The sequence below is a fragment of the Halobacillus sp. BAB-2008 genome, assembly GCF_000328325.1.
In the GTDB taxonomy this organism is placed as follows: domain Bacteria; phylum Bacillota; class Bacilli; order Bacillales; family Halobacillaceae; genus Halobacillus.
In genome coordinates, this window is record NZ_ANPF01000017.1 from 36,100 (window position 1) to 51,319 (window position 15,220).

Sequence of the window (15,220 nt, forward strand, 5' to 3'; positions counted from 1 at the left end):
ACATGAAAATCCTTGATGTAAAGGATTTCCTACACATGGAGAAGCCCCGTTCCCTTGCACTTTTCGGCCAATACCATTAAAGTATATACTGGTTGAAATCCAGTCTGACTGGTTATAGATAAAGTAAGAAGTCATTCACTGAACAATTCTCATAAAAGAAAGGGTTTCCTATATGATGAAAGATAATTTTTGGCATGAGCTGCCGCGGCCGTTTTTTGTTCTTGCACCGATGGAAGCTGTGACGGATGTCGTTTTTCGTCATGTCGTGACCGAAGCAGCGAGACCGGACGTGTTCTTCACGGAATTCACTAATACAGAAAGCTACTGTCATCCGAAAGGGAAAGACAGCGTACGGGGACGCCTGACGTTCACGGAAGACGAACAGCCGATCGTCGCCCACATCTGGGGCGACAAACCCGAATACTTCCGCCAGATGAGCATCGGCATGGCCGAAATGGGCTTCAAGGGCATCGACATCAACATGGGCTGTCCTGTCCAGAACGTCGCCGGGAACGGCAAAGGCTCCGGCCTGATCCGCCGTCCGGAAGTCGCCGCCGAGCTGATCGAAGCAGCCAAAGCGGGAGGACTTCCCGTCAGCGTCAAGACCCGCCTCGGCTACACGAAAGTCGACGAGTGGTTCGACTGGCTCAAGCACCTTCTCGAGCAGGACATCGTCAATCTGTCCATCCACCTCCGCACGAAGAAGGAAATGAGCAACTACGATGCCCACTGGGAGCTGATCCCGGACATCGTCAAGCTCCGCGATGAAGTGGCTCCGGATACCCTGATCACCATCAACGGGGACATCCCGGACCGCCAGAAAGGTCTTGAGCTCGCCGAGAAATATGGCGTCGACGGCATCATGATCGGACGTGGCATTTTCCACAACCCGTTCGCCTTCGAAACAGAGAAGAAAGAGCACACGAGCGCCGAACTGCTCGACCTGCTCCGCCTGCAGCTCGACCTGCACGACAAATATTCCGAAGAACTGGAGCCGCGTCTCTTCAAACCGCTCCGCCGCTTCTTCAAAATCTACGTCCGCGGCTTCCGCGGCGCAAGCGAGCTGCGGAACCAGCTGATGAGCACGAACTCGACCGACGAAGTGCGCGCGCTTCTGGATGAATTCGCAGCGGGAGACGGCGTGGAGGAAGCAGAAGGGTTTTCGGTTAAGTAATGGCATAGAGTGATGAAGAGAGGAGGGCCGTCGCGGCTCTCCTTTTTTTATTGGAAAAGAAAAAAGCCTTCCATGGTGTTGGAAGACTCACATTTTTTGCTGTTCCCATCTCTTCCTAGCTCTCTACCCCTTAACAGATAGAAAATACCTATCAATAACTTCAGTCCAGGATGGTAACACTTTGTTGTTCATACAGTTTCTTTATATCAGGATTGACCTTCTCGGTTATCAGATAAGTCAACTCTTCCGTAGGACATACGATATGATTGGAAATGGTGTCGAGCTTATCACTGGTGACCATGCCTAGAATTTCCGTCGATACGGCGGCCATTTTCCGTTTGACGAGCGCTTCCGCCATACTGGGGACGCTGATTCCATTCTGAGCATCGATTTTATAAATCCCCATGATATACAAATCGGCTCTCATGGCATTCAAAGATTCGAACGTATCAATGCCTAAGTTGACCATCGACTGCTTGAACAGCGTCCCACCAACCATAATAACCTCTACCGATTCATGATTAGTAAGAGCCGTCGCTATCGGAGGACTGTTCGTAATGACCGTGGCCTTTAAGGACATGGGAAGTTGATGGACCAACTGCAGGTTCGTCGTTCCACCGTCAATCAACAAAACCATGTCGTCATGGATAAACTCCAGCGCCTTGGATGCCAGGCTCAATTTAGATTCGTTATAGATCCCCTGTCTCGTTGAGAAGTCTTCAACGGGAGGTCCCTTCCTCAGTGCTCCGCTGTGAACCCTCTTGATCACCCCTTGATTATGCAGTTCTTTCAAATCTCTCCTTATCGTATCTTCCGAGACCGAAAGCCGTTTACTCAAATCACTGGCGATCACCTTGTGTTCTTCGTTAAGAATATCAACAATTTTTTGTTGGCGTTCCTGCTTCAGCATATGTGAAATACTCCTTATTATCATTTCTTAAATTATAGCACACCCCACGCACAAACATGCAAATCCAAGCAAAGAAAACGCTTTACTTTTCTGATAACCTGCATTAACATGATAAAAAAGGCATTAACAATTACTCAAGGAGGCACAAACATGCAAAAAGAAGTAACCATTGCCCCATCTATCATGTGCGCGGATCTTCTCAATTTAGAAAGTGGAGTAAAGGAGCTGGAAAAGGAAGGGTTGGATACCTTACACATCGATATCATCGATGGATCGTTCAGCCCAAGCATGCCGCTCGGTTTATCCACGGTTGAACAATTGCGAAAGAAAACCGACATGAATTTCGATGTCCATATCATGTCCGAAGACAACGAATTCTTCATCAATGAAATGCTGAAGATCGGAGCGGAACAGATCACCTTCCACATCGAAACCAGCTCCCACATCGACCGCTACATCAAGCTGATCAAACAGCAGGGCGCAAAAGTCGGTATTGCATTAAACCCTGCCACGCCGCTGTCGGTTCTGGAGTATGTACTGCCACAATGCGATACCGTTCTTTTGATGCTTATCAATCCAGGTTTTGCTACGGACAAGAATGAAAAACAAGTCTCGTATGCCGTAGAAAAAGTAGAAGCATTGGCACGGATGATCTCAGACAAAGGACTTGATACAAAAATAGAAGTAGACGGGCGTGTCTCTTTCGATACGATACCAGAGCTGGTTAGCGCCGGCGCAGATATCTTAGTCGCAGGGAGCACGAGCTTGTTCCAATCCGACCATTCTACAGCGCATAACAAGAAATTGATGGAACAGTTGATTGCAGAAGGATTGAAAGAGGAGGTCAAACAATTATGAGCAGCTATACGGCAGCACAAAGAAAAATCACTGAAGAGATCACAACCACGTTGACCAACGTAAACAGCGAAGATGTCGATCGTCTGATTGCAGAAATAAACAAAGCGGAGAAAGTATTTTTTGTAGGAGTCGGGCGCGTGCTTTTATCCCTGAAGTCCATAGCAAAGCGTTTGTCCCATATCGGAATCCAAACGTATGTCGTCGGGCAGATTACAGAGCCCGCCATTACAGATAAAGATCTATTGATCGTCGGTTCAGGAAGTGGAGAGACACAGTTCCCGCTGATCATAGCCGGCAAAGCCAAGCAGTTCCATGCAAAAGTCGCTCATATCGGAACAAACCCGGACAGCTCGATGAGCAAATACGCGGACCTTTTCATAAGAATTCCAATCACTTCAAACACCGAAGATGAAGGAGCTGTCGTATCGGAACAACCAATGAAAAGCCTGTTTGAACAAAGCCTATTATTGCTTGGGGATACGTTAGCGTTGATGATGGTCGACGAAAAGAACATCGAATTGAACTCCCTTTGGGAATATCACGCAAACCTGGAATAGCCAGAAGAAAGGAGGCCTTCTTATGAAATCGCTGCATTTTGGTGCCGGGAATATCGGAAGAGGATTGATCGGCTGCCTGTTGAACAAAACCGGATTGGATGTCTGCTTTGTCGATGTTAACGAAGAGACCGTGGATCAGCTCAACCGCCAAAAGGGATACGCCGTCAAAATTTTGGATGACCAACACTCGAAGTATTGGATAGAGCCCGTTCACGCGATCTCCGGCCGCTCCGAAGATGTGAGCAAAGCCATTATCGAAACGGACCTCATCACAACATCGGTAGGGCCGGATAATTTGGCTAAAATCGCTCCCGCCATTGCCAAGGGGCTAATGGAACGAGTAAAGCAGGACAAGAAGCCGATCCAAGTCATCGCCAATGAGAATATGGTGAATGCCTCTACTAAATTACAAGAGGAAGTATACAAACACATCCCGGAAGATGAAAAGAGTGCTATACTTTCAAAGGTCGGCTTCCCGAATTCGGCCATCGACCGTTTATCCCTTTCTGAATCCAGCCCGGACGGCGAAATTACGTTAGTAGAACCTTACTATGAGTGGATCATTGAAACCGGAGGAAAGCGCAGCCAAGACCTGCCTCCTATAAAAGATGTCACATATGTCGAAACACTGGGTCCATTCATAGAAAGAAAATTATTCATGGTCAACCTCGGCCATGCAGCGGTGGCATACACCGCCTTCCTTAAAGGACATTCCACCATACAAAGTGCACTGGATGACCCGGAAGTGGAAGGGATTCTTAAGAGAACCCTTCAAGAATCCTCTGCCTACTTTATGGAAGCTTATGACTTTAATAAAACAGAGATGGATGAGTTCATAGACAGAACCATCCAACGCTTCAAAAATAAGAATATACGTGATGACGTCACACGTGTCGCTCGTTCTCCTATCAGAAAGCTGGGCTTTCAGGAAAGGATCATTGCTCCGATGCGCTCCTTGTTCCAATTGGAATTACCAATCGACAACTTGTTGAGCGTAGCAGCGGCTGCTCTTTCCTACGATAATCCGGAAGATGAAGAGTCCGTCGCACTTCAGAATCATATTCGTGACCACGGCATAGAAGAAGCGATCATCCACTTCACTTCCATAAAGGAAAGCGCTTTACGTACGAGGATCAAAGACTGCTATCTCAAGGTGCAGAACAGTCAAACAAAGACAATAAATAACGGAAGGTGATACACATGTTAGCTAACTATTTAGAAGGAAATATAAGATTCCTATCATCCGTAGATTCTTGGGAAGAAGGCATTCAAGAAGCTGCCGCCCCGTTACTTCAAAGCGGGACCATAACTTCCAAATATATTGACGACATGATACAAAACGTACATGTGAACGGTCCTTATATCGTTATCGTTCCCGGAGTGGCCATGCCGCACGCTAAAAATGAAGGAAGCGTGGTCAAAACCAGCGTTTCTTACTTGAAACTGGAAGAAGCAGTGAAATTCCCTAAAGACAAAGAGGTAAAGACATTCTTCGTTTTGGCCGCAGAAGACAGCACCGGCCACTTGGATTTGATTTCTGATTTATCCACGATTCTGATCGAAGATGAACTTAAGAACAAATTGGAAGAGTCCAACAGCGAGAAGGAAGTTTTGGAAGTATTGAAGATGGTTGAACAGTAAACCATGTCTAAGGTTCAAAATTTTTAACCTGAACTAATTGAAAATTCAGAAAGGGATGACGGATATGCCGAATACAGCACAGGCTTCGAATAATGTTGTAGATTTGAACCCTCCCTCTACCCGCGCCAGAGTACAAGCATTTGGCGGTTTCTTAACGAATATGGTCCTGCCTAACATCGGTGCCTTTATTGCATGGGGACTGCTGACCGCTTTATTCATACCAACCGGTTGGTTCCCGAATGAGGACCTTGCCCAAATTGTCGGTCCTGCCATCACGTATCTCCTTCCTTTGCTGTTAGCCATCACAGGAGGACGGATGGTCGCCGGGCAAAGGGGAGCGGTCATCAGTGCCATTGGTGCCATCGGTCTCATAGTCGGATCGGATATCCCGATGTTTCTTGGAGCCATGGTTATCGGACCCTTAGGCGGATGGGTCATTAAGAAGTTCGATCAAATGATTGAAAACAGAATTCCTGCAGGGTTTGAAATGATCATCAATAATTTCTCTCTCGGAATTATCGGTTTCCTGCTGATGATTCTATCCTTTTACGTCATCGGACCGACCATAGAATCAGCGAACAATTTGGTGACAGCAGCCATCGAAGCATTGGTTGCTACAGGGTTGCTGCCTTTGCTCTCTGTCATCAACGAACCCGCCAAAGTGTTGTTTCTCAATAACGTGATCGACCAAGGCATTTATTATCCCCTGGGAATGCAGGCGGCAGCAGAAGCAGGTAAGTCCATCTACTTCACTGTAGCTTCCAACCCTGGTCCAGGCCTTGGATTATTACTCGCCTTCACTGTATTCGGTCAAAAGGCGGCGAAAAGAACGGCTCCAGGCGCCATTATCATTCACTTTTTCGGGGGAATCCATGAACTGTATTTCCCATACGTATTGATGAAACCACTTACAATCATTGGTATGATTGCCGGAGGCATGTCCGGTATAGCTGTATTCAGCTTGTTTGATGCAGGTCTCGTAGCAGGACCAAGCCCGGGATCTATCTTCTCTTACCTTGGATTGACTCCGAAGGGGAGCTTCCTGGGAATCATCGCCGGAGTCCTAGTAGCAGCGGCCGTCACATTCTTAGTCACTGCCGTCATCTTGAAACTGGACAAAAGTAAAGAAGGCGACCTCTCTGAATCCATGGAAAAATCCAAAGCGATGAAACAGGCAGGTAAAAAAGCTCCAAAACCCGCTCAAGAAGAAAAAGCTATCCAGAAAATTTCGTTCGCATGTGATGCCGGAGCCGGAAGCAGCGCAATGGGTGCTACTACGTTCCGAAAGAGGCTGCAAAAGAATGAAATCGAAGGACTGGACGTCAAACACTACCGGATCGAAGATGTCCCTGAACACTCGGATATCATGGTGGTCCATGAAGATTTACAGGAACGCGCGCGAAGAGCTCACCCGGAATTGGAAATTATCACGATCAGCAACTATTTAAGCGATCCAGCCTTAGAACAACTGATAGAACGCTTGAAGAAGTAGAAATCCGTCGTTCTTAAGCGATGAACAAAGAAAGAGGAAGAGACTAAGAAAACATGGATGAATGTTTCTTAGTCTCTTCCTCTTTTATGGAACTCTCCTTATCCTCTATCCACAAATCGCGTCCGTAGCCGCCGCGCAGCCGAGACTTCCGATCATCCCGCAGACTGCCGCAAGCGCTACTCCACCGACACCAGACGTGATCCCGAGCGCTCCTGCAAGGGCGTAGCACCCGGCACTCCCGCCCGCACCGCAGAGAGCCGTGACCGCATACTCACAGAAACCCAAGCTCTGTACGTCGTTACCTTCCGCCTGCTTGCCGAGCATCTCCTTGATCTTATTATTCGCGTCTGTCGTCACCTGCTGCTGCGTAAGCGCAAGCCCGTCGATATCCGTCAGATTCCCGTCCTTATCGACGTCCACGTTGTAAAGCTCCGTTTCCTCATCGCCCACTCCGTACAGGACACTCATATTAAAGCTGCCGTCCGTCCCGAGCGATTCCGCAAATAATCCCTGATCCGCAACGACCTCTTTATTCTTCATGTCATACGTGAACTGCGCATACACGAGGTTGCCGCTTTTCGCAGACTGATTCTTATCGAAGACGAATTCGATGTACGCATAATCCCCGCCTGCCCCCTCCACCTTATTGATGACGATGTTATGCTTGGAAACCGCATTGATTTTCGTTTTCGCCTTATACTTCTTATACGCTTTCGTATGCTTCAGATCATTCCTGATTTTGTTGAATTCTTTCTGGCTGACATTGGATTCCATATTGGCAGTGAAATCACCCGAATGAGCCGTAACGACCGTGGAGAAAGAGAAGCTGGACAAGATCAAGGCGAGCATGACCATCACCAAAGATACCGACTTGAACCGACGCATTTTTTTCATTCATTCACTCTCCTATTTCTTCTTGTTATTGAATCTCATCAGAGCCAATGTTCCAAATAAAATGATAATAAAAGCGATGACGACAAGGGTCCAGTCCACTTCCCTTCCTCCTCTCTCCAGGTTCCATTTACCCTACTAAAGGTAAAATAACCCATAATTGTTAACATTTTAGTGTAATTAATTGGAAATATAGTTTAATTATGATAAACTCATTTCTATAAAAAAATCTATTAAACCTACACATAGGGAAGGAGGACATTGGTTTGTTTGACGAAACCAAATATGTAGATGCCAGGAATCGCTACGAGCGTGAAAAAAGTGCTGGCGGGTTAATAGTCTTAGAATCACTACTTGTCGCAATGATGGTGCTGGGGTACTTTCAATCTTGGAGAGCAAGCTTACTAGTATTTTTAGGCCTCCTGTTTTTTGGATGGATTCGTCCAATTTCCATTATATTTTCAATTACCTTTAGTATATGTTGGACTTTAGTGGGTTTCTTATTAGGAATAAGTGTTTTTAACTCCAATATAGTTGCCATTATTTTTGCAATCGTTGCTTTTATTATCTCATTAAGGCTTCACTTTGAGGTTTTTCGTATTACTTAATGCTCTCCAATTATTATTTCATAAGGTTTGTGATAGAAAAAATCAAGGCCTGTTCGTAAAGGCGCTAAAGAGCACTTTTTACATGCCTTGATCTGTTTCTGCTTAAAAATAAATTACTTGTACATAGCTTAGTTACAAAATGTTTAGAGGGAAAAATTATTAATATAAGCAATTTAAATAGCTAAATAATATTTTCACGTCATTAAATTTACTATTTCCTTAAATACTCCATTTACGTTCCTCATCAATTGATTATAGGTGAAAGAAATGTTACCCCCACCAGAGCTCACCGTAACCTCCTCCGCACTCGCCTCTACAGATAACTCCTTAGAAAGAGGATAATAGGAGGTAACTTTACCAGCCTCTCTAAGATCCTTATGGTCAAGACTTAATCGAATCTCTTTAGAGAACCTCCTAAGTAGCTCCCATAGCTGTTTTTCTTTAGCATTCTTCATATAAAGCTGCGGCAATTCTTTGGCTGTTTTTAAATTAGTCAATGTGGTTAAGGTAGACGTACTAATTCCATAGCCTACTGGCTTAATTTTATGTTTCAGCCTCTTCCAGGAAGCTATGCGGAAACTAATTCCGTTGCGACTATACTCTACTTCCATTTCTAATAATGTAGCGTATTGGGAAATCCCACATTCCTCTTTGAAAATGGATTTCGGTTTATACAAGGCGATTTGGCTAGCGGATTTCCAACCTTTACACAAAGAAGCATCTGATACAAACACGTAGCCCGTTTGAATAATATTTCTTAAGTGCTCTTCACTTTCTACCTTTACGACCAATACTTGCTCATCTATTCTAGAGTTCCATTCTTCGATGGTGCCTTTAGGCAAGATCCCTTCTTCTTGCAATTGCTTTGGGGAACATTCAATTAATCGATCTAAGAAGCGCTCGACTAACGTCGTGGATTGAGGTAAAAAAGGGAACCCACCTATATTTACTTTTTGGATACTCTGATAAAACGCATGGTTTTCGTACTCCTGCTCATCCCCCCATGGGAACAACACATACGCTCCGAAGGTATTGTGCTCATAAGTATCATCCTTACTTTGCACCAATGCATCGCGATAACGATGCATCGTATTAATATCTTCCTCTAGTGGACCAGGACTACCATACGCTCGTCCGTAATAACTTCCCTCTGCAGCAAAGTCGACCCGATATTTTGCATCGAAAACGTATTCGTACACGTGGTCTTTCCCAGCCTTTTCTATACTTAGCATAGAATCGGGTTTCTGTCTGACTGTCGGCAATCGGCCGGAATTGTTCTGAAAATATAACGTGATGGTTTCATTCGTATGAGGATGGCGGAAAACTCTTTTCGCTGCTTTGGACTGATTTAGCGTTATGAATAGCCCATCACGATTTACTTTGATAATATCCTGGCTTATCATTGTGTACTTGGAAGCTAACATTTGTCCGAGCTTAAGGAACGTCCAATACTCGTAAAGCGTAGCCACATCCTTCACAGACATCCTTGCTAATTCTCCGTGTAGTACTAGGCCGCGAGATAAAGTGAGATACGTTTGATAAGCATCCCGATATCCAGGTGCCATTTGCAAAACGAGAGACATAACAGATCGATCCAGCTTACTAATACCTCTCCAAAAAGGGGAATCCAGCCTTGCTTGAATGGAGGTTTCCATCTTTTTTATGCGGTCTACTTTATCTTCGTTCCTTTGTGGGTAGGAAAAAGGACTACGTTCTTCCAGCTTTCGCTTCAATGAATCCATTCGATGGGAAAGCCGGACCATCATCCATTTAATGAAACGGTTCTCTAACGTATCGTAGGTAGGTTCCTTATGGACATTCCACCCTTTTGTAGGCATTATCTTTTGATTATAGATAGGCACGCCACGGGCAGACTCCACAAACAAATCCGGACGTTTTCGGAGGTATTTTAATCCTGCCGTATCTTGCCTTTTAAGTTGGTCACCTCTCACTAATCTGTGTTCCTTTTTTAATTGGTGATGTGGTTGACGTTCAACATGAGAAACAGCTCTTACGAATTGGTTAAAATAACCCATTAGTAAGCGATAGAATTCTGTCCAGGAAGAGTCCACTGTTTGAGTAGTGGTAGCCTCTAAATAGGTTCTCTTTACGAAATGATAGGATAAGTTATAAATTTCTTCATTTACTTCTTCCATTAGCTGTAGGTAATCTTCTTTATAAGACAGTTTAGATGGAAACACCTCTAACGTAATTTCTAACTGCTTCTTCCCTTCACAAAGAATAGTGAAAGTGGTATAGCCCACTTCATTAGTAAACGTAAGATTTCCCATTAGCAATTGGTAAGGAGGCTTCCCTACCTTACTAACCGCTTTCCTTAGCCCGGGATGTTCATGATCAAACTCTAGTGACACGTCCCTCTTAGGTGTAACAACAAGCTGGTACACACCATTTTCAAAGAAAAGTGGTGGAACGGTCGTGCGCTCTGTTAATTGCTCTTCTTTTACATCAAAGATTTTCACAGAGTTAATGGATGCTTCTCCATTTACTGAGAAATGCATGGATTCGTGAGGCTGAATTGTTTTATATTGCTTCAAGCTCTCGTATCGACTGTGATAAGGCTTCCCCTTTATATATAGAGATAATAAATCCGTCTCAATTTCTATTAACTCTCTTTCCTCAGCTGCTCCAGAAGGATGTGAATCCATCTAAATCACCTCGCTGGATCATCTCAAACACCTTTTGTCCGCTTCTAGGGAAACGCGAATCATTTAATATATCATCTAATTGAGTGGAAGAGGTATCTTCTTCGTAAGAATGATTCGTGAAGAAAGTAAACAAATCTTTCAATACTTGAAAAGCCCGACCATTACTCGCCGTTAATCTTGGTAAAATCTTTTGATATATTTGATAATCTAATGCCTCATCCAACGACAATAAGTAGCGGCTATAAATGGTATAAAAACAAATTTCATCTCGAACACGATAACCGACATGTGCCTGAATAGGCTTAAGGAGTTCATTTAATGCAACTAACTCTTGTGTTACGTGATTTATGGTTTCTGAATTAGCAGAATAAGCATCCTTTAAGCGAAGGTAATTAGACTTCAACCGTTCATTTGTTAATGTTATCGGGTTTACGAACTCTTGCTGCTCATCAAGAAAAGCTAAATTATCCAAATGAACATCGTTACACTCAATCGTATTGGCACGATCTAACACCTTTTTACTGAATGGATGGGTCGTTTCATCCATATTTACGGTCCCGATGATATATAAGTTAGAAGGAATAGTTAACCGTTCTCCTACTTCCTCTTCCTTCATAATTGGGAAGGTTTCCACTTCGCCATTTACCCATTTTCTACTTTCCATTACGCTTAGAAAATCACTAAAGTAATATTCCACACGGGACAAGTTCATTTCATCTAGCACAACGAAATAGGGAAGTTCTTTATTCAAGGAAGCTTCTTTAATCACAGAAGTTAACGGTCCCTCCTTAAAATCTCCCTTAATATCGGTATAACCTAATAAATCAGACCCGTCGCTCCAATCAGGCCGAACTGGAATTAAAGTAAACTGCTTATTCTCCTCCGTCGCCCCAACACTCTCCGCAAACAGCTCGATAATTTTCGTTTTCCCTGTACCTGATATTCCAGATAAAATGACGAACGGCTTTGTTTTAAGTGACAAGTATAAGTTCTTCACATCTTCCAACCTATAAAAGAACCCTTGATCTCTTATGTAAGCATGAATATGGTCAATTATTTTTTCGTCTGTCCACTCTATCTGTTCTCCTCTATCATCTTCTACCACACGTTCACTTTGAACCTTCACATAATACTCATAGATTTCTATCATGGATAGTAAATCCTGCTGCAATTCATCTTCAGAAGGGAGAGAGGCAGAATCATATGGTATGTAAAGAGCTGTGGACTCTTCATAATCTTTTGCTTTAGAGCTGCTTCCCAGGTTTATCTCGTCATCTTTATGTATGGAAGAAGTAGCATATTGGTCCGTTTCAATCGCACCTCTAATATTATCTTTCATATATTTCAGCTGTTCTTTAGTAGATTCCGTAACACCTTGAGCAAAAGTTAAATAGACCCTACTCATATCCTCACTAAATAAATAAACTAGATAGTATCCACGTTGCGTACTAGTCGTGATGCTTTTATGAAGAATGGAAATCCAAGGTACCTGCGCCCAATTTCCTTGGCCAACAGATCCTTTCACTACGAAGTGTTCTTCGTCAATAAATCCGAGAGAGTTAACGATCTTTGGGACTTCTGATCGGACAAATTTCCCTAACGTATTGCTTTTAAACGGAGACTGTCTTTCCATCAAATATTCGCTTGTTATTTTAGTTAATAATTTTTGAAGTTTGTTGTTATCTATGTTCCATTGATCACTCATCAGACCGCCCTCTCTTAAAGTAGAAATGTAAGTTGCTTTATGTATTATAATAAACCTTCTAATTCCACCACATTATACCATTTACTCCTCATGAAAAAGAGAACCCCCACCCTCCCCTTCTAAAAAACCTTGCAGGTGACGTAGCGTCATCTACTATGGTTGAATTATTCAATCTGTAGAAAGTGGGTAGTCGAATGAACAATCAAGACACGAGCTGGAAAGAAAAAGATCCATGGGGCAGGAAGGAATTATTATTTTTATTAGGAATCGAGTTTTTTGTGGGGATCATATTCATCAAATTCGTTCTTCATCCTATCTATTCAGACTTTCTGGAGGATGATTTATATGCAGGGACGTTAGTGGGGCTTACATTAGCCATCACGTTAATTTCGGGGGTCTATTTCATTGCTCTTCGACCTAAGAATCTCTCTTGGAGCGCAGTAGGAGTGAAACCATTCCGTAAAAAGGATTGGAAGTTGATTTTCATCTATTCCATAACATTACTCGTCGGTGCTGTCATCATCGTCGTACTCACCAGTTTCATAGGGAATACGTGGGAAAATAATAAGACCGAGGCGCTCCAGCGGGACGTCACGTTTCTTACCGTCCTCCTTGCCTTCGTCTCTGCAGCAATCATCTCACCGATTTATGAAGAAATCTTTTACCGCGGGTTTTTATACAGGTGGTTCCGCACCCGTTATGGGTTATGGATTGCCGTCCTGCTAAGTTCGTTCGTCTTCACCATCGTCCATATCCCGACTTACAATGTCATGCCCGTGAATTTCTTCAGTGGGATCATTTTCGCCTTGGCCTATGAACGTACCAACTCCATTTGGCCTGCCGTCCTTATTCACGGCCTCACGAATGGAACGATGGTTTTATTGACGAGTTTGGGATAGGCGGGGTTACCGCCCGTCTTCCTTCATCTATTCTTGATCGCTTCTGCCAGCTCCTCCAACGCATGCTTGTTCAGAATCCGATAGTTTCTCCCTTCTTTTTGAAGGTACCCTTTTTCGCAAAACTGTGCCAAAACATGCAGGAGATGGCGGTAGGAAACGCCTAAATAGTCACAGACGATCACGTGCTTTTCTTTGTATATCCCTTTGTCTGCCGTCTGTAGAATGAAGTCCGCCAGCCTGTTTTCCAAAGGAAAAGCCAGGCTTTGTGAATATTTAGCTGCCATGGACGTCGCTTTGACACTCAGGAACTTCGTCAATTCCCGAAGAAACTTCGCGTCTTCCATTAACTTCGTACGATACTGCAGAAACGGCAGGGCAAAACAAATCGTTTTTGTGGAGGCCTGGATCCCTTTTGTATAGTACACGTCATTCAACAGTTCCATCTCGCCGATATAATCGTGCGCATTAATGAAATTGATCAGCGAAACTTTCCCGTTTTGATGCGTTACATAGATCTTCGCTTTTCCTTCTGTCATATAAAATAAAAAGTCCGGCCGCCTGTCTTCCCGGATGATCCATTCATCCCGCTGATACTCCCTCACTTCAAGAAACTCTTCCATCGGAAAAGAAAACCGATCGGCAATGGAATGCTCCTCTATATACATTCGCTTCTTTTCACCTTTGTAAATTTCCACTTTGCGCCTCCAAAATGTGAGATATCTCCTATTATTCGTATCTACTCCCATGATACCATGCGATTATCAATAAGGAGGATGCGTATGAACACACAGCGTTGGATGAGCACACACTTTTTCAGCTTCTTTCTGACATGGGGGATTTTTCTACCCTATTGGGCAGGCTGGATGATCCAGACGAAAGGAATCAGCGTTTCAGAAGCCAGCTTGATCATGAGTATCGGCTTAGTGGCGAGAGGGCTTTCCACATTATTCGCTTTCCCGTATATATTAGAATGAGTGAGCAATAAAACACTGTTGAACATTGCGGCAATCGGCACGCTGCTGGGAATCCTTTGTTACATACCAGCTGATTCATTCCCAAGCTTACTCATAGTAACCGTCTTTCTGCATATTTTTTATCCGACGTTAATGCCGGCCCTGGACAGCGTAGCCGGTGTCCTTGTCCAAAGCAAGGAATTGAAACACTACGGAAAAAGCCGCCAATGGGGATCGATCGGGTTCGTCTCTGTAGGAATCCTGTTAACTGTATTTACAGGAATGTTCGGCGATGACGTGATTTTCTGGGCGCTCTTGCTTGGCATCAGCTGCTTTACAGCTCTCAGCTTCACACGTGCTCCGGACATTTTAACCCGGAAGCCTCAAGCCGACCAGGCGAAAAGAGTGAACATCTTAGACCTGTTCCGCACCAAACATTTTTTAATCGTACTGATTATTGTCGTCCTGCTTCAAGCCGCCCATGCTACCTATTACAACTACGGCTATATTTTCTTACAAGAGATTGATGCCCCCATTTATTTAATTGGAGTCATCATCAACATTGCCGTCCTGGCCGAAATCATTTTCTTTTCCATTGCAGATAAGCGTTTCAACCGCTTTTCACCCGGAACCTTATTGGCATTGGCCGCGGCTGGATCTTCCCTGCGGTGGGTACTCGTATTCGCCTTTCCGAACGTCCTAGTCTTTTGTTTCGCACAGACCCTGCATGCCTTTTCCTTTGCCATGGGGCACTACGCCTTTATGAAGTACTTAACAGCAAACATCCCACACACACATATTCCGAAAGCTCAAGGGATCTACTCCGCTTTTGCGCTCAGCTGGAGCACCGCGGTATTCACCGTTTT

The 15,220-nt window shown here is 44.1% G+C and carries 13 protein-coding genes and 1 pseudogene; 9 read left to right on the forward strand and 5 right to left on the reverse strand.

Annotated elements, in window-relative coordinates; genetic code table 11:
• The first annotated feature begins 175 nt into the window (after positions 1–175).
• A complete protein-coding gene (locus tag D479_RS04970; protein WP_008634350.1) occupies positions 176–1,174 on the forward strand; it encodes a tRNA-dihydrouridine synthase in 999 nt (332 codons plus the stop codon).
• A 160-nt stretch (positions 1,175–1,334) separates the two neighbouring features.
• Here D479_RS04970 and D479_RS04975 read toward each other — a convergent pair whose 3' ends face one another.
• The gene (locus D479_RS04975; protein WP_008634352.1) at positions 1,335–2,084 is read right to left on the reverse strand and encodes a DeoR/GlpR family DNA-binding transcription regulator; all 750 of its coding nucleotides are present in this window, start codon (positions 2,082–2,084) and stop codon (positions 1,335–1,337) included.
• Between the two features lie 150 nt (positions 2,085–2,234).
• Between D479_RS04975 and D479_RS04980 the strand changes: the two genes are divergently transcribed.
• The 5 genes from D479_RS04980 to D479_RS05000 all read left to right on the forward strand — a co-directional run bounded on the left by D479_RS04980 (position 2,235) and on the right by D479_RS05000 (position 6,632).
• Positions 2,235–2,942, forward strand: a complete 708-nt coding sequence (locus D479_RS04980) for a ribulose-phosphate 3-epimerase (protein WP_008634353.1) — start codon at positions 2,235–2,237, stop codon at positions 2,940–2,942.
• On the forward strand, positions 2,939–3,499 hold the full coding sequence (gene hxlB / locus D479_RS04985; protein WP_008634355.1) for a 6-phospho-3-hexuloisomerase: 561 nt from the start codon (positions 2,939–2,941) through the stop codon (positions 3,497–3,499). Before D479_RS04980 ends, hxlB begins: the two co-directional genes overlap by 4 nt.
• 22 nt (positions 3,500–3,521) lie before the next feature.
• Positions 3,522–4,694, forward strand: coding sequence for a mannitol-1-phosphate 5-dehydrogenase (locus D479_RS04990; protein ID WP_008634357.1), 1,173 nt, complete (start codon positions 3,522–3,524; stop codon positions 4,692–4,694).
• Between the two features lie 5 nt (positions 4,695–4,699).
• Positions 4,700–5,140, forward strand: coding sequence for a PTS sugar transporter subunit IIA (locus tag D479_RS04995; protein WP_008634358.1), 441 nt, complete (start codon positions 4,700–4,702; stop codon positions 5,138–5,140).
• Positions 5,141–5,204: 64 nt separating this feature from the next.
• Positions 5,205–6,632 (forward strand): PTS mannitol transporter subunit IICB, encoded by a 1,428-nt coding sequence (locus D479_RS05000; RefSeq protein ID WP_008634359.1) that lies wholly within the window; start codon positions 5,205–5,207, stop codon positions 6,630–6,632.
• A gap of 105 nt (positions 6,633–6,737) precedes the next feature.
• Here the strand turns inward: D479_RS05000 and D479_RS21010 are convergent, their stop codons facing one another.
• Entirely contained in the window at positions 6,738–7,526 is a 789-nt protein-coding gene (locus tag D479_RS21010; RefSeq protein ID WP_008634360.1) for a halocin C8 precursor-like protein, read from the reverse strand.
• Positions 7,527–7,789: 263 nt separating this feature from the next.
• On the opposite strand from D479_RS21010, the gene D479_RS05010 reads away from it, so the two are divergent.
• The gene (locus D479_RS05010; protein ID WP_008634361.1) at positions 7,790–8,131 is read left to right on the forward strand and encodes a hypothetical protein; all 342 of its coding nucleotides are present in this window, start codon (positions 7,790–7,792) and stop codon (positions 8,129–8,131) included.
• Between the two features lie 194 nt (positions 8,132–8,325).
• On the opposite strand, the gene D479_RS05015 is transcribed toward D479_RS05010, so the two are convergent.
• Positions 8,326–10,797, reverse strand: coding sequence for a restriction endonuclease-like protein (locus D479_RS05015; protein ID WP_008634362.1), 2,472 nt, complete (start codon positions 10,795–10,797; stop codon positions 8,326–8,328).
• Positions 10,769–12,502 carry a DUF3578 domain-containing protein gene (locus D479_RS05020; RefSeq protein WP_008634363.1) on the reverse strand — a complete coding sequence of 578 codons (1,734 nt, stop codon included), beginning with the start codon at positions 12,500–12,502 and terminating at the stop codon, positions 10,769–10,771. Before D479_RS05020 ends, D479_RS05015 begins: the two co-directional genes overlap by 29 nt.
• A 194-nt stretch (positions 12,503–12,696) precedes the next feature.
• On the opposite strand from D479_RS05020, the gene D479_RS05025 reads away from it, so the two are divergent.
• Positions 12,697–13,401, forward strand: coding sequence for a type II CAAX endopeptidase family protein (locus D479_RS05025; protein WP_008634364.1), 705 nt, complete (start codon positions 12,697–12,699; stop codon positions 13,399–13,401).
• A 23-nt stretch (positions 13,402–13,424) separates the two neighbouring features.
• On the opposite strand, the gene yeiL is transcribed toward D479_RS05025, so the two are convergent.
• On the reverse strand, positions 13,425–14,096 hold the full coding sequence (yeiL, locus tag D479_RS05030; protein WP_008634365.1) for a transcriptional regulator YeiL: 672 nt from the start codon (positions 14,094–14,096) through the stop codon (positions 13,425–13,427).
• 84 nt (positions 14,097–14,180) lie between these two features.
• Between yeiL and D479_RS05035 the strand changes: the two are divergent.
• Positions 14,181–15,220 (forward strand): annotated as a pseudogene (locus tag D479_RS05035) (MFS transporter); the annotation flags it as partial.